Source organism: Streptomyces sp. Ag109_G2-15, assembly GCF_900215565.1.
Lineage (GTDB): Bacteria > Actinomycetota > Actinomycetes > Streptomycetales > Streptomycetaceae > Streptomyces > Streptomyces diastatochromogenes.
This window is the reverse complement of sequence record NZ_OCNI01000001.1, coordinates 1944590-1959262: the sequence shown is the minus strand read 5'-3', so window position 1 is coordinate 1959262 and position 14673 is coordinate 1944590. Positions and strand designations below refer to the sequence as shown.

The following is a 14673-nucleotide window of genomic DNA, read 5'->3' as shown; positions in this document are numbered from 1 at the left end:
GGGAGACGGGGCAACCCGGTTGTCTGCGGCGGGCGTTGGAGTCAGGGGCGCGCCGATCGCGACAGTACGCGTTCCGCGCCGGACGCGATAGTGCGTGACTCGGTCCGGCCGCCGTAACCGACGACCACCAGCGCCGTCGCCGCCAGCACCACCAGGGCGACCGTGCGCAGGGCCGGGCCCATGCCGTGGACGAGGTCGGGGTGGGCGGACAGGACGGTGCCGGTGACGGCGACGCCCAGGGCCGCGCCGGTCTCGCGTGCGGTGGTGCCCAGGCCCGAGCCGAGGCCCGCCTGGTGGGCGGGGAGCGAGGTGACGACGCCGAGGGTCAGGACGGGCATGGACAGACCGGTGCCCGCCGAGACGACCAGCAGCCAGCCGGCGTACGCCCAGTAGGGGGTGTGCGCGTCGGCCGTGGAGACGCCGAGCAGGCCCAGGCCGATCAGGGCGAGGCCGGTGCCGATGACCGCGCGCGGGTGGCCGGCCCAGCGGTTGGCCAGCCGCTGGGCGGCCGCCATCCCGACGGGCAGCGGCAGGATCGCGACACCGGTGAGGGCCGCCCCGAAGCCCTTCACGTCCTGCAGGTACTGCGAGTTGACGAAGAAGAGGGCGAACAGGCCGAAGAAGCCGGTGGCCGTGCCGAGGGAGGCCGCGCGCAGGCGGGAGGAGGCGAAGACGCGCGGGTCGAACAGCGGGGCCGGCGAGCGGAGGGCGTGCAGGGTGAACGTGGCGATCAGCAGGGCGCCCGCGGCGAAGGAGCCGAGGATGCGGGCGGAGGTCCAGCCGTAGGCCGGGCCCTCGATGATGCCGAACAGGACCGCGACCAGGCCCGCGGTGAGCAGCAGGGTGCCGAGCGGGTCGGGGTTGCTGCCGGTGGAGCGTTCGGTGCGCGGGGTGGTGACGGCGACGGCGGCGGCGAGCACCGCGGCGAGCGGGACCATGGCTCCGAACAGGGCACGCCAGGACAGGAACTGGCCGGCCAGGCCGCCGCCCAGGTTGCCCGCCGCGCCGCCCAGGCCGATCGACAGGGTCCAGGCGGCCATCGAGCGGGCCCGGTGCTCGGGCGCGGACAGCTGCATCAGGATCGACAGGGTGGCCGGGGTGATCAGGGCCGCTCCGGCGCCGGACAGACCCCGCCCCGCGATCAGCACGGCCGGGCCGGTCGCCAGCGCGCTGGTGGCGGCGCCCGCCGCGAACAGGCCGAGCCCGGCGAGCAGCGCGCCCTTGCGCCCGTGCCGGTCACCGAGCGCGCCGGCCGGGACGAGGAGCCCGGCGAAGACGATGACGTACGCGTCGACCGTCCACAGGATCTCGCTGTGCGAGGGATGCAGGGCGGACGAACTCAGCTGCGGGATCAGCAGGTTGATGGCGGCGACCATGCTCTGCGCGACCAGGACGCAGGCGCACAGCGCGAGCAGGGTGGGGCGTTTCAGGGCGTGCGAAGGCACGGCTCCTCCCGGGAGCTAGGGCGGGTGGTGGGGATGCCCTGTCACCGTAGGCTCGCCCTTGACCTGCTTTCCAGTGCAACCTTTGCAAGGGGCACTTGCGCATGACGCAATCCACGGACCTGGACCTGAACCTGCTGGTCGCGCTGGACGTTCTGCTGGAGGAGCAGAGCGTGCAGGGCGCCGCCCGCCGGCTGCACCTGTCCGAACCGGCGATGAGCCGCACCCTCGGCCGGATCCGCAAGGCCCTCGGTGATCCGGTCCTCGTCCGGGCCGGGCGCCGGATGGTGCCGACGCCGCACGCGCTGGCCGTGCGGGCCGAGGTGAGTGCGGTGGTGGAGCGGGCCCGCGCGCTGTTCCGGCCCGGCCGGGACACCGACCTGCGCACCGTCACCCGCACCTTCACGATCATCGGCCACGACGCGATCGCCGCCGCCCACGGTGCCACCCTGTTCGCCCGTGCCGCCGAGGAGGCCCCCGGCATCCGCCTCCGCTTCCTGTCCGAGAGCCATCTGGACGCCCCGGTCCTGCGCCAGGGCACCGCCGATCTGGAGGTCGGCGTGATCGACACGGCCGCGCCCGAGGTGCTTGTCGAGACGGTGTACGAAGACCGCATGCTGGGTGTCGTACGGGCCGGACACCCGCTGCTCACCGGCGAGTTGACGCCCGAGCGGTTCGCCACCGAGGCCGACCACCTCAACGTCTCCCGGCGCGGCAGGCTGCACGGGCCGGTCGACGAGGCGCTGGCCGAACTCGGCCTGGAGCGCCGGGTGGTGGGCAGCGTCGGCACCTTCCCGGCCTCGCTCTTCGTGCTGCGCGAGACCGACCTGGTCGGGCTGGTCAGCTCCTGGGGGTGTCCGCCGGCCGCCGCCCTCGGCCTGGTCACCTTCGAGGTGCCGCTCCCGCTCCCGCCGCTCCCGGTGGGGCTGGCCTGGCACCCCCGCCACGACGCCGACCCGGCGCACGCCTGGCTGCGCGACTGTGTACGGGAGTTGATGCGACGGTCGGCCGGTGACCAGCCGACGGTCAGCCGTTCACCAGCCGCTGCTGTGGCTTCCGCGGCCGCTCAGGTGCTCCGCAGATCCCCCAGCTGGGACACGTCCACCGACTCCTTCGCGGAGGGGGTGGCGGACGGTACGGGCTCGCCGTAGTCCGAGAACGTGATCGTCAGGTCGGTGCCGTCGCCCTTCTGGGTGCCCTCGACCAGCAGGTGCGGTGAGTCCGCCGTGACGTAGAGGGTGACCGGCTTGCCGTCCTCCTCGCCCTTCAGCGGGATCACCGGTATGCCGTCGACCGTAGTCCTGTCGCCGCGCGTCAGCGGCTTCTCGGGGGACGAGTCGGGGGTCAGCTCCTTCTGGAAGGCCTTCAGGTCGCAGGCGTCGGCCCAGTCCTTGAGCACGCTGTCGTGGGTGGTGCCGTGGATGTAGCGGTCCTTGAGGAGTTCGGCCGCCGCGGTGCCCTGGACGCCCGGAAGCTCGGCCTTCCAGTACGTGCTGTCGCCCTTCAGCCACACCTCGTCACCCTGTTTGATGATCGCGAGGCTGCCGCCGTGCGCGCCCATCCGCACGGTGCCGACGCAGTTGCCGTCCCGGTCGAGGGACAGGTCCATCGAGGCCAGCTCCCCCTTCTTCGCGGCCGCGGTCCGGTCCGTCCACGTCATGTGGAGGGACTGGGTGTGGAGCAGATGGTCCTCCGCCTCCCGGGCGAGTTCACGGGCGCTCGGATCGCCGGTGCCGTCCGCGCCGGCCGCTGTCACGAGGGCGGGGGACAGGAGCAAGGTCACGCTTGCCGCCGCACAGATCAGTGGTCGTCCGGCCATCGCGGCACCTCCGTGATCGCCGCAAGCTCCCTTCCCCAGCCTACTTTTGTCCCTTTTCACCCGCATTTTCAGTGACGCGGCACACTATCGGACATCGATTGCGCATGCGATCGGGGGTGCGGGGCAGGCGGTGACGGTCCCTGACTGTGACACGACTGTGACACAGGGGCACTGAACAGGAACGGAAGGCAATACCGATCATGGCGGACATAACGGAACGACAGGCCCGGGCGACCATCCACGCGGGCGGCCAGTGGCTGGAAGCCGGCTCCGGCGCGACGCGCGAGATCCTCGACCCCGCGGACGCCCGGACGTTCGCCGTGGTCGCGGAGGGCGACGAGAAGGACGCGGAGCGCGCGGTGACCGCCGCCCGGCAGGCGTTCGACCACGGCCCCTGGCCGGGCACCCCCGTCGCCGAGCGCGCGGCCCTGCTGCGCCGCGTCGCCGACCTCCTCGTACGCGATCGCGAAGAACTCGGCCTGCTGGAGAGCCGGGACGCGGGCAAGACCGCCGAGGAAGGCCGCATCGACATCGACTGTGTCGCCGACGCCTTCCGCTACTTCGCCGACCTGGTCGCCGCCGAGGCCCCCGGCCGGGTGGTCGACGCGGGCTCGCCCGACATCCACAGCGTGGTCGTGCACGAGCCCGTCGGCGTGTGCGCGCTGATCACGCCCTGGAACTATCCCCTTCTCCAGGCCAGTTGGAAGATCGCCCCGGCGCTTGCCGCCGGCAACACCTTCGTGATCAAACCCAGCGAGATCACCCCGATGACGACCATCGCGCTGATCGAGCTGCTCGCCGAGGCCGGCCTGCCCGCCGGAGTCGCCAACCTGGTCACCGGACCCGGCCACACCGTCGGCGCCCACCTCGCCGAGCACCCCGACGTCGACCTGGTCTCCTTCACCGGCGGCCTGGTCAGCGGAACCAAGGTCGCCCAGGCCGCGGCGCCCACCGTGAAGAAGGTCGCCCTCGAACTCGGCGGCAAGAACCCCAACGTGGTCTTCGCCGACGCCTGCGCCACCGAGGAGGGCTTCGACACCGCCGTCGACCAGGCCCTCAACGCCGCCTTCATCCACAGCGGCCAGGTCTGCTCGGCCGGCGCCCGCCTCATCGTCGAGGAGTCCGTCCGGGACCGCTTCGTCGCCGAACTCGCCCGCCGCGCCGGGAAGATCAGGCTCGGCCGCGGCACCGAGGACGGCGTCGAGTGCGGCCCGCTCGTCTCCGCCCAGCAGCGCGCCAAGGTCGAGGCGTACGTCGCCTCCGCCCTGGCCGAGGGCGCGGTGCTGCGCTCGGGCGGCAAGCGGCCCTCGCCCGCTCCCGAACGCCCCGAGTCCGGCTACTTCTACGAGCCCACCGTCCTCGACCACTGCCACCGCGAGATGAGGGTCGTACGCGAGGAGGTCTTCGGCCCGGTCCTCACCGTCGAGACCTTCCGCACGGAGGAGGAGGCGGTGTCCCTCGCCAACGACACCGAGTACGGCCTCGCGGGCGCCGTCTGGACCGCCGACGCCGGCCGGGCCCGCCGGGTCGCGGGCCGGCTGCGCCACGGCACGGTCTGGATCAACGACTTCCACCCCTACCTGCCGCAGGCGGAGTGGGGCGGCTTCGGCAGGAGCGGCACGGGCCGCGAGCTGGGGCCGGCCGGTCTCGCCGAGTACCGCGAGACCAAGCACGTGTACCAGAACCTCGCGCCGAAGCCGGTGCGCTGGTTCGCCGGCTGAGCCCCAGACCCACGTAAGCCGTTCCCCCACCTGGAGTACCACCCCCATGTCCCACACCCCCCACCTCTACGACTACGTCGTCATCGGCGGCGGCACCGCGGGCTCCGTCATCGCCTCCCGCCTCACCGAGAACCCCGACGTCACCGTCGCCGTCATCGAGGGCGGCCCCAGCGACGTCGGCCGCGACGACGTGCTGACCCTGCGCCGCTGGATGGGCCTGCTCGGCGGCGACCTCGACTACGACTACCCGACCACCGAACAGCCCCGCGGCAACTCCCACATCCGGCACAGCCGGGCCCGCGTCCTCGGCGGCTGCTCCTCCCACAACACCCTGATCTCCTTCAAGCCGCTCCCCTCGGACTGGGACGAGTGGGAGGCGGCCGGCGCCAAGGGCTGGGGTGCCGTCCCCATGGAGGCCTACTTCGCCCGCCTCCTCAACAACATCGTCTCCGTGGACGAGAAGGACCGGAACGCCATCGCCCGCGACTTCGTGGACGCCGCCCAGAAGGCGCTCGGGGTCCCCCGCGTCGAGGGCTTCAACCGCAAGCCGTTCACCGAGGGCGCCGGCTTCTTCGACCTCGCCTACCACCCCGAGAACAACAAGCGCTCCTCCGCCTCCGTGGCCTACCTGCACCCGGTGATGGACGAGCGCCCCAACCTCCACCTCTTCCTGGAGACCTGGGCGCACAGGCTGGAGCTGCACGGCACCCGCGCCGAGGGTGTCCACGTGCGCACCAAGGACGGCGAGGAGCTGCTGATCCGGGCCCGCAGCGAGGTCCTGCTGTGCGCGGGCGCCGTCGACTCGCCCCGCCTGCTCCTGCACTCGGGCATCGGCCCCCGCGAGGACCTGGAGGCGCTCGGCATCCCTGTCGTGCAGGACCTGCCGGGCGTCGGCGAGAACCTGCTCGACCACCCCGAGTCGGTCATCGTCTGGGAGACCCACGGACCGATCCCGGAGAACTCCGCGATGGACTCCGACGCGGGCCTGTTCGTGCGCCGGGACCCCGAACACGCGGGCCCGGACCTGATGTTCCACTTCTACCAGATCCCGTTCACGGACAATCCGGAGCGCCTCGGCTACGAACGCCCGTCGTACGGCGTCTCGATGACCCCCAACATCCCCAAGCCGAAGAGCCGCGGCCGCCTGTACCTGACCAGCGCCGACCCGTCGGTGAAGCCCGCCCTGGACTTCCGGTACTTCACCGACGAGGACGACTACGACGCCCGGACCCTGGTCGACGGCATCCGCATCGCCCGCGAGATCGCCAAGGCCGAGCCGCTGGCGGGCTGGCTGAAGCGGGAGGTGTGCCCCGGCCCCGGCGTCACCGGCGACGAGGAGCTGAGCGAGTACGCCCGCAAGGTCGCCCACACCGTGTACCACCCGGCGGGCACCTGCAAGATGGGCGCCGCCGACGACCAACTCGCCGTGGTGGACCCGGAGTTGAAGATTCGCGGTCTCGACGGCATTCGCATAGCCGACGCCTCCGTCTTCCCGACCATGACCGCCGTGAACCCGATGATCGGGGTGCTCATGGTCGGGGAGAAGGCCGTCGACCTGATCGGAGGTGGTGCGTGATGAGCACGACTACGACTACGACACCGAACACGCCGGTGTTCTCGGTGGACGGCCTGTGGAAGGTCTTCGGCCCGAAGGCGGACCGGATCCCGGCCGACGCCGAACTCGCCGCGCTGGACCCCGCCGACCTGCGCTCCCGCACCGGCTGCACGGCCGCCGTCCGGGATGTCTCCTTCGACGTCCGCAAGGGCGAGGTCTTCGTGGTGATGGGCCTCTCCGGCTCCGGCAAGTCCACCCTCGTCCGCTGCCTGACCCGGCTGATCGAGCCGACGGCGGGCACGATCTCCATCGACGGCGAGGACGTCCGCGCCATGGACAAGGCCCGCCTGCGCGAACTGCGCCGGCACCGCGCCGCGATGGTCTTCCAGCACTTCGGCCTGCTCCCGCACCGCACGGTCCTCGACAACGTGGCCTACGGCCTGGAGATCCAGGGCGTCGGCAAGTCCGAACGGCGCGAGCGGGCCGCCGAGTTCGTCACCAAGGTCGGCCTGGAGGGCATGGAGAAGCGCCGCCCCGGCCAGCTCTCCGGCGGTCAGCGCCAGCGCGTCGGACTCGCCCGCGCACTCGCCGTCGACCCCGAGGTGCTGCTGTTCGACGAGCCCTTCAGCGCCCTGGACCCCCTCATCCGCCGCGACATGCAGGACGAGGTGGCCCGGCTGCACCGCGAGGAGGGCCGCACGATGGTCTTCATCACCCACGACCTCAGCGAGGCGCTGAAGCTCGGCGACCGCATCGCCCTGATGCGCGACGGCCGCGTGGTCCAGCTCGGCACCCCGGAGGAGATCGTCTCCTCCCCGGCCGACGACTACGTCCGCGAGTTCGTCCGCGACGTCCCCCGCGAACAGGTCGTCACCTGCCGCACCGCCATGCGCCCCGCGTCCCCGCAGGACCCGGCCAACGGCCCCGCGGTCCGCCCGGACGCCCCGGTGGCAGAGGCGATCGAGGCAGTGGCCCGAGCGGGCGCTCCGGCCCGGGTGATGGACGAGGGGAAGTGCGTGGGGGTGGTCGACCACGCGCAGCTGCTCGACGTGGTCGCAGGCGCCGTAGCTGCGGGCAGTCGTGCCGCTGGGGCGGCGCCCGGCCCAAAGCAAGGCGCACCCGGCCAGCGCCGGCAAGCGACCCCACCCCCGCCCCGCACCAGCCCGGAGGAGGTCTGATGGCAACGCTGACCGTCCCCACCTCCCGCACAGCGATCCCCGGCATCCTGAGAAACCGAGCCGCAGCCAAGCTCCTCGCGCTGGCCGCGTTCGCCGCGATCCTCGTACCCCTGGCCAACAGCCACTGGGGCAGCAACACCTGGCCCCACACCCTCACCATCGACCTCTCCCACCCCCTCGCCACCGCCAGCAACTGGGTCATCGACAACAGGGACACCCACCCCCTGTTCCTCTACGGCTTCGGCTACGTCAGCAACGCCGTCGTACTGGCCGTACGCGCCGTCTACCTCACCCTCCTCGCCGCGGGCTGGACCGGCGTCACCGCCTTCGGCGCCCTGGTCGCCTGGCGGGTCGCCGGTGTCCGCCTGGCCGCCGGCACGGCGCTCGCGTTCCTGACCTGCGGAGCCCTCGGCATGTGGGTGCCCACCATGCAGACCCTCGCGCTCATGGTCGTGGCGGTCCTCACCTCCGTGGCCGTAGGAGCGCTCCTCGGCCTGGCCGCCGGTCTCTCCGACCGCCTGGACCGCGCCCTGCGCCCGGTCCTGGACACCATGCAGGTGCTCCCCGCGTTCGCATACCTCCTCCCCGTCGTCCTGGTCTTCGGCATCGGCGTCCCCGCGGCCGTCCTCGCCACCGTCGTCTACGCCGCCCCGCCGATGGCCCGCCTCACCGCGCTGGGCCTGCGTGGCGCCGACCCCGAAGTCCTGGAGGCCGTGGAGTCGCTCGGCGCCACCGCCCGCCAGCGGCTGCTGACCGCCCGCATCCCGCTGGCCCGCAAGGAACTCCTGCTCGGCCTGAACCAGACGATCATGATGGCGCTGTCCATGGCCGTCATCGCCTCCGTCATCGGCGCCGGCGGCCTCGGTGACCGCGTCTACCAGGCCCTCGCCTCCGTCGACGTGGGCGCGGCCCTCGCGGCCGGCATCCCGATCGTGCTGCTGGCGGTGGTCCTGGACCGCGTCACCGCAGCCGCAGGAGAAGGCGGCGCTCGGCCTCGTACCATCGGCTGGCCGTACGCCCTCGCCGTCACCGTGGCCGTCGCCCTGGCCACCCGCCTCTTCGGCAAGCTCGACTGGCCCTCCGGCTGGACCCTGCACATCGCCGAACCGGTCAACCGCGCCGTCGACTGGATGACCGCCCACCTCTACTCCGGTGTCCCGGTCGTCGGCGGCACCGCCGACTGGGCGGGCCACTTCACCACCTGGATCCTGGACCCCGTCCGCGGCGGCCTGCAGTGGCTGCCCTGGTGGTCGGTGCTGCTCCTCGTCGCCGGCCTGGCCTGGCTGATCGGCACCTGGCGCACCGCGCTCACCGCCGTCCTCGCCATGGCCGCGATCGGCGTGCTCGGGGTCTGGGAGCCGTCGCTCGACACGCTCTCCCAGGTCCTCGCGGCGGTCGCCGTCACCCTCGTCCTCGGCTTCGCGACCGGTGTCGCGGCCGCCCGCAGCGACCGCGTCGAACGGGCGCTGCGCCCGGTCCTGGACGTCTTCCAGACCATGCCGCAGTTCGTGTACCTGATCCCGGTCGTCGCCCTGTTCGGCGTCGGCCGCGCGCCCGCCGTCGCCGCGGCCGTCGTGTACGCCCTCCCGGCCGTCGTCCGGATCACCGCGCAGGGCCTGCGCCAGGTCGACCCGGCCGCGCTGGAGTCGGCGCGCTCGCTCGGCGCGACCGGCCGCCAGCAGCTGTGGCAGATCCAACTCCCGCTCGCCCGGCGGTCGTTGCTGCTCGCTGCCAACCAGGGCGTGGTCCTGGTCCTCGCCGTCGTCATCATCGGCGGTCTGGTCGGCGGCGGCGCCCTCGGCTACGACGTCGCCTTCGGCCTCGCCCAGGGCGACCTGGCGACCGGCCTGGTCGCCGGTGCGGCCATCGTCTGCCTGGGCCTGATGCTCGACCGGGTGACCCAGCCGACGGAGCGCCGCGCGAGGAAGGGAGCCTGACATGCGCGTTCGTACGACCTTCACGGTGGCCGCCGGTGTGTCCGCGCTGGCGCTGCTGACCGGCTGCGGCGCCGCCGACATGACCAAGCAGGCCTCGCCGTTCGCGAACGCCCAGGGCGCGAAGACGGTCACCCTGTCCGTGCAGTCCTGGGTGGGCGCGCAGTCCAACGTGGCCGTCGCCCAGTACCTTCTCGAACACAAGCTGGGCTACCGCGTCGACACCGTCCAGGTGGACGAGGTGCCCGCGTGGGACGCGCTCAGCCAGGGCCGGGTCGACGCCATCCTGGAGGACTGGGGCCACCCGGACCAGGAGAAGCGGTACGTCACCGACAAGAAGACGATCGCCCGCGCCGGCGGCCTCGGGGTGACCGGACACATCGGCTGGTTCGTCCCGGCGTACCTCGCCCAGCAGCACCCGGACATCACCGACTGGCGGAACCTGAACAAGTACGCCTCGCTGTTCCGCACCGCGGAGAGCGGCGGCAAGGGCCAGCTGATGGACGGCTCCCCGTCCTACGTCACCAACGACAAGGCCCTGGTGAAGAACCTGAAGCTGGACTACCAGGTCGTCTTCGCCGGTTCCGAGGCGGCCCAGATCACCCAGATGAAACAGTTCGCCAAGGAGAAGAAGCCCTTCCTGACCTACTGGTACTCACCCCAGTGGCTGTTCAAGAAGGTCCCGATGACGGAGGTGAAGCTGCCGCCGTACAAGGAGGGCTGCGACGCCGACGCGGCCAAGATCGCCTGCGCCTACCCGCACACCCCGCTGCAGAAGTACCTCAACGCCGACTTCGCGAAGTCCGGCGGCGAGGCGGCGGCCTTCCTGAAGAAGTTCAAGTGGACGACCGAGGACCAGAACGAGGTCTCCCTGATGATCGCCGACCAGAAGCTGTCGCCCGAGGAGGCGGCGAAGAAGTGGGTGGACAGCCACCCCTCCGAGTGGAAGAAGTGGCTGCCCTGAACCGCCCTACTTCGTCAGGCTGTCGGCGATCTCCCGCAGCGCGGCCACGGCCCGCCGCTGGAGCCCCGGCCCGAACGTGACGCGGGTGGCCCCGAGTTCGCCGAGCACGGCGGGCGAGGGGCCCTCGCCGTCCAGCCGGGCCACCATGTTCAGCGGGCCCTGGATCCCGGCCCGCAGCAGGGGCAGTACGTCCACCGGAGCGAGGATCGGATACACGCAGTCCGCGCCCGCGGCCACGTACAACGCGGCCCGCTCGATGGCCCGTTCGGGATCGCCGTCGCCATGCAGGAACGTGTCCACGCGGGCGTTGACGAAGAGCCGGTCGGCGGCGGCCGAGCGGACCTCGGCGAGGAACTCGGCGTGCTCGCGCGGGTCCTTGAGGACACCCCCGTTGGAGTCCTCAAGGTTGCACCCCACGACACCCGCCTCCAGCAGCCGCTCCACCAGCTCCTTCGGCGCGAGCCCGTACCCGCCCTCGACGTCCGCCGAGACCGGCACGTCCACCGCCCGCACGATCCGGGCCACCGCCGCGAACATCTCGTCGGCCGGGGTCGCCCCGTCCTCGTACCCGAGGGAGGCGGCCACCCCCGCACTCGGCGTGGCCAGCGCCGGGAACCCGGCCTCGGCACAGACCCGGGCGCTCGCCGCGTCCCAGGGCCCGGGCAGGACCAGCGGATCACCCTGGGCGCGCTTGCGGTGCAAGGCGCGGAACACATCCACCTTGCTCACGTGGTCGCTCACCTGGTCTGCCCCGGCCGGTAGTGGCCCGGGGGCATCCGGGTGGTCACGCCGAACCGGTTCCACGCGTTGATCACCGTGATCGCGGCGATCAACTGGGCCAGCTCCGCCTCCTCGAAGTGCTGGGCGGCCCGGTCGTACACCTCGTCCGGCACGAAGCCGTCGGTCAGCACGGTGACCGCCTCGGTCAGCTCGATCGCCGCCAGCTCCTTCTCGGTGTAGAAGTGCCGCGACTCCTCCCACGCGCCGAGCTGCACGATCCGCTCCACGCTCTCGCCGGCCGCGAGCGCGTCCTTGGTGTGCATGTCGAGGCAGAACGCGCAGTGGTTGATCTGCGAGGCGCGGATCTTCACCAGCTCGTACAGCGTGGGGTCCAGGCCCTGCTTGGCGGCCGAGTCCAGGCGGACCATCGCCTTGTAGACCTCGGGCGAGTGCTTGGCCCACTGCATCCTGGGGGCGTGTTCGGTGGCGTACTCGACGGTTTCCTCTGCGGTGCTCATGGCTTCGACCCTAGGAGCGAGGAAGCCCAGGAGTATGGTCCATTTCCATGGCGAAACCTTGGGCCACTCTGGGCGTCGACCTGCACCTCGAACCCGCCGGATCGAGCGGGCTGCGCCGCGGCCTGACCGACGCGCTCCGGGACGCGGTCCGCACCGGCCGCCTCGCCCCCGGCACCCGGCTGCCCTCCTCCCGCACCCTCGCCGCCGACCTGGGCATCGCCCGCAACACCGTCGCCGAGGCCTACGCCGACCTGGTCGCCGAGGGCTGGCTCACCGCGCGACAGGGCTCCGGCACCAGCGTCGCGATGGGGGTACCTCCCACGCCTTTCGGGCAGTGGGGGAGGGCCGTCGTCCCGCCGGCGGACACCGCACATCCCCGGCGCCGCGAACCCGGCCGCCCCGCCTACAGCCTCATCCCCGGCACCCCCGACCTCGCCGCCTTCCCGCGCACCGAGTGGCTCAAGGCCGCCCGCCGCGCACTGGCCACCGCCCCCTTCGACGCGCTCGGCTACGGCGACCCCCTCGGCCGCCCCGAACTCCGCACCGCCCTCGCCACCTACCTCGCCCGCGCCCGCGGCGTCCGCGCCACCCCCGACACGGTCATGATCACCGCAGGCATCTCACACGCCCTGCGCATCCTCGGGTCGCTGCTGCGCACGCGCGGGGTGCGCACCGTCGCGGTGGAGTCGTACGGCCTCGCCGTCCACTGGGACCTCCTGCGCACCGCGGGCCTGGCGACCCCCGCCCTCCCCTACGACGAACTCGGCACGGACACGGCCGGGTTGGGTGACGGCGGAGCGGTCCTCCTCACCCCCGCCCACCAGTTCCCGATGGGCATACCCCTGCACCCCGACCGGCGCACCGCCGTCGTGGAGTGGGCGCGGCGCACCGGCGGGCTGGTCCTGGAGGACGACTACGACGGCGAGTTCCGCTACGACCGCCAGCCCGTCGGCGCCCTCCAGGGCCTCGACCCCGACCGCGTCGTCTACCTCGGCACCGCCAGCAAGTCCCTCGCCCCCGGCCTCCGCCTCGGCTGGATGGTGCTGCCACCGTCCCTGGTGGAGGAGGCGGCCGCCGCCAAGGGCCGCATCGACACCTGCGGAGTGCTGGACCAGCTGACCCTGGCCGAGTTCATGGTGTCCGGCGCCTACGACCGCCACGTACGCTCCGCCCGCCTGCGCTACCGCCGCCGCCGCGACGCCCTCGCCACCGCCGTCACCCACCGCGCCCCCGAGGTCCGCGTCACCGGCATCGCGGCCGGCCTCCACGCGGTCCTGCGCCTGCCACCCGGCACCGAACAGTCGGTGATCCAGGCGGCGACCTGGCAGGGCCTGGCCCTGCACGGGCTCTCCTTCCACCGGCACGAGCAGGCGCTCGCCGAGCCGCTGGACGCGCTGGTGGTGGGGTACGGGACGCCGCCGGAGAGTGCTTGGGCGGGGGCGTTGGAGGCGTTGTGCAGGGTGTTGCCGTAGGACAGGCTCCTTCAGGCCTCCTCAGCCACCGGCGCCTCCCCGAACCGCGCCAGCGCCAACGCCCCCGCCACAGCCACCGCGAACCCGAGTGCGGCCAGCCAGGTCAGCCCCTCCCGCGTCCGGTCGCCGAGCCAGATCACGCCGATGGCCGCCGGGCCGATCGTCTCGCCGATCACCATGCCGGCCGTCGCCGTCGTCACCGAGCCGCGCTGGAGGGCGGAGGTCAGCAGGATGAAGGCGGCGGCGCCGCCGATGAGGAGGGCGTAGGCCGCCGGGTTGGTGAGCAGGTCGGCCGGGTGTAGCGAGTCGATCAGGCGGACCGACACCTCGACCACGCCGAAGCCGAAACCCGCCCCGAGCCCCAGCACCAGCGCCCGCATGCGCCCGGACAGCCGTCCGCCCAGCAGCGCGAGTACCAGCATGGCGAGCGCCGTCGCGAGCATGGCCCACTTCAGGGTCTCCGACCCGGCCACCTCCCCCTCCGGCCCGGCCGCCAGGCCCAGCATCGCGAGCCCGGCGCACACCACGCCCACCGCGCCCCACTCCGTGCCGCTCAGCCGTACCCGCAGCAGGCGCGCCGCGACCACCGCCGTCACCGCCAGACTCGACGCCAGTGCCGCGCTCACCGCGTAGATCGGGATCGAGCGCAGCGCCGCGATCTGGAACAGGAAGCCAAGTCCGTCCAGCGCGAGTCCGGCCAGGTACCGCCACTGCCTGAGGGCCCGCAGCAGCAGCGCGGCCTCGCCGCCTCCGCCCTCGCCGGCGTCCCGTGCGGCGACCGCCTGCAGCACTGTCGCCGTACCGAAGCAGACCGCGGCGGCCAGGGCACACACCATTCCAAAGAGCACGAAGTGACTCTAGGGGAGGGGAGAACCGGCGACCCGCCTTGGTGCCCGTTCTCACCAGTCTCTAGGCTGACCGCCGAAAACAGGCCAGCCAGCCAACGGGGGAGACCGCAGCATGGACACCGTACGCCGACGCCTTCGCTCCGGGACCGTCCTGCTCGGTGGCATGGGCCTGCTCGCCACCGCCCTGACGGCCTGCTCCTCCGCCCCGGACAAGCGCTGCGTCGACCGCGACAGCTACCGGCTCGCCAAGGGCTACAAGGTCGTCTCCGACAAGAACTGCAAGGCCACCAAGGTCTCCGTGAACGGCGCCTGGTACTACGGCGGCAAGAAGAAGGGCTCCTGGGTCGACGGGGGATCCTTCACCAAGCCCAGCAAGGGCTCGGGCTCGGGTGGCTCCTCGCACAGCGGTGTGCACCGCGGCGGCTTCGGCGGCGGCCACGGCAGCTCCGGCGGCTGACCGGAAGACCCGGAAGACCCAGAAGACCCAGAAGACGCGGACGTC

At 72.5% G+C, this 14673-nt stretch carries 13 protein-coding genes; 8 read left to right on the top strand and 5 right to left on the bottom strand.

Translation table 11 applies throughout. The annotated features are described in order from the left end of the window. Positions 1 to 41: 41 nt before the first annotated feature. The gene (locus CRP49_RS08390) at positions 42 to 1445 is read right to left on the bottom strand and encodes an MFS transporter (RefSeq protein ID WP_097252841.1); all 1404 of its coding nucleotides are present in this window, start codon (positions 1443 to 1445) and stop codon (positions 42 to 44) included. Between the two features lie 101 nt (positions 1446 to 1546). Here CRP49_RS08390 and CRP49_RS08385 point away from each other — a divergent pair, with 101 nt between their 5' ends. After that, the gene (locus CRP49_RS08385; protein ID WP_097252840.1) at positions 1547 to 2593 is read left to right on the top strand and encodes a LysR family transcriptional regulator; all 1047 of its coding nucleotides are present in this window, start codon (positions 1547 to 1549) and stop codon (positions 2591 to 2593) included. Here CRP49_RS08385 and CRP49_RS08380 read toward each other — a convergent pair. Further along, positions 2509 to 3261: a hypothetical protein gene (locus CRP49_RS08380; RefSeq protein WP_097252839.1), complete on the bottom strand. Its 753-nt coding sequence runs from the start codon at positions 3259 to 3261 to the stop codon at positions 2509 to 2511. The two genes, CRP49_RS08385 and CRP49_RS08380, sit on opposite strands and share 85 nt — an antisense overlap. 200 nt (positions 3262 to 3461) lie before the next feature. Here CRP49_RS08380 and CRP49_RS08375 point away from each other — a divergent pair, with 200 nt between their 5' ends. Genes CRP49_RS08375 through CRP49_RS08355 form a run of 5 tightly spaced genes read left to right on the top strand, consistent with a single transcriptional unit; the run spans position 3462 to position 10613 of the window. Beyond that, positions 3462 to 4982, top strand: a complete 1521-nt coding sequence (locus CRP49_RS08375; RefSeq protein WP_097252838.1) for an aldehyde dehydrogenase family protein — start codon at positions 3462 to 3464, stop codon at positions 4980 to 4982. 46 nt (positions 4983 to 5028) lie between these two features. After that, positions 5029 to 6558: a GMC family oxidoreductase gene (locus tag CRP49_RS08370; RefSeq protein WP_097252837.1), complete on the top strand. Its 1530-nt coding sequence runs from the start codon at positions 5029 to 5031 to the stop codon at positions 6556 to 6558. Next, positions 6558 to 7715, top strand: a complete 1158-nt coding sequence (locus CRP49_RS08365; protein ID WP_097252836.1) for a glycine betaine/L-proline ABC transporter ATP-binding protein — start codon at positions 6558 to 6560, stop codon at positions 7713 to 7715. Before CRP49_RS08370 ends, CRP49_RS08365 begins: the two co-directional genes overlap by 1 nt. After that, positions 7715 to 9652, top strand: a complete 1938-nt coding sequence (locus CRP49_RS08360) for a proline/glycine betaine ABC transporter permease (RefSeq protein ID WP_179851547.1) — start codon at positions 7715 to 7717, stop codon at positions 9650 to 9652. The genes CRP49_RS08365 and CRP49_RS08360 overlap by 1 nt, the downstream gene beginning before the upstream one ends. Position 9653: 1 nt before the next feature. After that, the gene (locus CRP49_RS08355) at positions 9654 to 10613 is read left to right on the top strand and encodes an ABC transporter substrate-binding protein (protein WP_097252835.1); all 960 of its coding nucleotides are present in this window, start codon (positions 9654 to 9656) and stop codon (positions 10611 to 10613) included. Between the two features lie 6 nt (positions 10614 to 10619). Here CRP49_RS08355 and CRP49_RS08350 read toward each other — a convergent pair whose 3' ends face one another. Both CRP49_RS08350 and CRP49_RS08345 read right to left on the bottom strand, forming a co-directional pair. After that, positions 10620 to 11342, bottom strand: coding sequence for an isocitrate lyase/phosphoenolpyruvate mutase family protein (locus tag CRP49_RS08350; protein WP_097257255.1), 723 nt, complete (start codon positions 11340 to 11342; stop codon positions 10620 to 10622). Positions 11343 to 11350: 8 nt separating this feature from the next. Further along, complete coding sequence (locus CRP49_RS08345; protein ID WP_097252834.1) at positions 11351 to 11851, bottom strand: carboxymuconolactone decarboxylase family protein; 501 nt, start codon at positions 11849 to 11851, stop codon at positions 11351 to 11353. Positions 11852 to 11898: 47 nt separating this feature from the next. Between CRP49_RS08345 and CRP49_RS08340 the strand changes: the two genes are divergently transcribed. Then, a complete protein-coding gene (locus CRP49_RS08340; protein WP_097252833.1) occupies positions 11899 to 13323 on the top strand; it encodes a PLP-dependent aminotransferase family protein in 1425 nt (474 codons plus the stop codon). A gap of 11 nt (positions 13324 to 13334) precedes the next feature. Here CRP49_RS08340 and CRP49_RS08335 read toward each other — a convergent pair whose 3' ends face one another. Beyond that, positions 13335 to 14159: a DMT family transporter gene (locus CRP49_RS08335; protein ID WP_097252832.1), complete on the bottom strand. Its 825-nt coding sequence runs from the start codon at positions 14157 to 14159 to the stop codon at positions 13335 to 13337. A gap of 124 nt (positions 14160 to 14283) precedes the next feature. Here CRP49_RS08335 and CRP49_RS08330 point away from each other — a divergent pair, with 124 nt between their 5' ends. Continuing rightward, on the top strand, positions 14284 to 14628 hold the full coding sequence (locus CRP49_RS08330) for a hypothetical protein (protein WP_094215400.1): 345 nt from the start codon (positions 14284 to 14286) through the stop codon (positions 14626 to 14628). Positions 14629 to 14673 lie beyond the last annotated feature (45 nt).

Excerpts from the sequence above, each read along its gene's own strand:
- CRP49_RS08365 (WP_097252836.1), top strand. The coding sequence starts at position 6,558 with ATGAGCACGACTACGACTACGACACCGAACACGCCGGTGTTCTCGGTG.
- CRP49_RS08335 (WP_097252832.1), bottom strand. The coding sequence starts at position 14,159 with ATGGTGTGTGCCCTGGCCGCCGCGGTCTGCTTCGGTACGGCGACAGTG.
- CRP49_RS08375 (WP_097252838.1), top strand. The coding sequence starts at position 3,462 with ATGGCGGACATAACGGAACGACAGGCCCGGGCGACCATCCACGCGGGC.
- CRP49_RS08355 (WP_097252835.1), top strand. The coding sequence starts at position 9,654 with ATGCGCGTTCGTACGACCTTCACGGTGGCCGCCGGTGTGTCCGCGCTG.
- CRP49_RS08345 (WP_097252834.1), bottom strand. The coding sequence starts at position 11,851 with ATGAGCACCGCAGAGGAAACCGTCGAGTACGCCACCGAACACGCCCCC.
- CRP49_RS08385 (WP_097252840.1), top strand. The coding sequence starts at position 1,547 with ATGACGCAATCCACGGACCTGGACCTGAACCTGCTGGTCGCGCTGGAC.
- CRP49_RS08370 (WP_097252837.1), top strand. The coding sequence starts at position 5,029 with ATGTCCCACACCCCCCACCTCTACGACTACGTCGTCATCGGCGGCGGC.
- CRP49_RS08330 (WP_094215400.1), top strand. The coding sequence starts at position 14,284 with ATGGACACCGTACGCCGACGCCTTCGCTCCGGGACCGTCCTGCTCGGT.
- CRP49_RS08360 (WP_179851547.1), top strand. The coding sequence starts at position 7,715 with ATGGCAACGCTGACCGTCCCCACCTCCCGCACAGCGATCCCCGGCATC.
- CRP49_RS08380 (WP_097252839.1), bottom strand. The coding sequence starts at position 3,261 with ATGGCCGGACGACCACTGATCTGTGCGGCGGCAAGCGTGACCTTGCTC.
- CRP49_RS08340 (WP_097252833.1), top strand. The coding sequence starts at position 11,899 with ATGGCGAAACCTTGGGCCACTCTGGGCGTCGACCTGCACCTCGAACCC.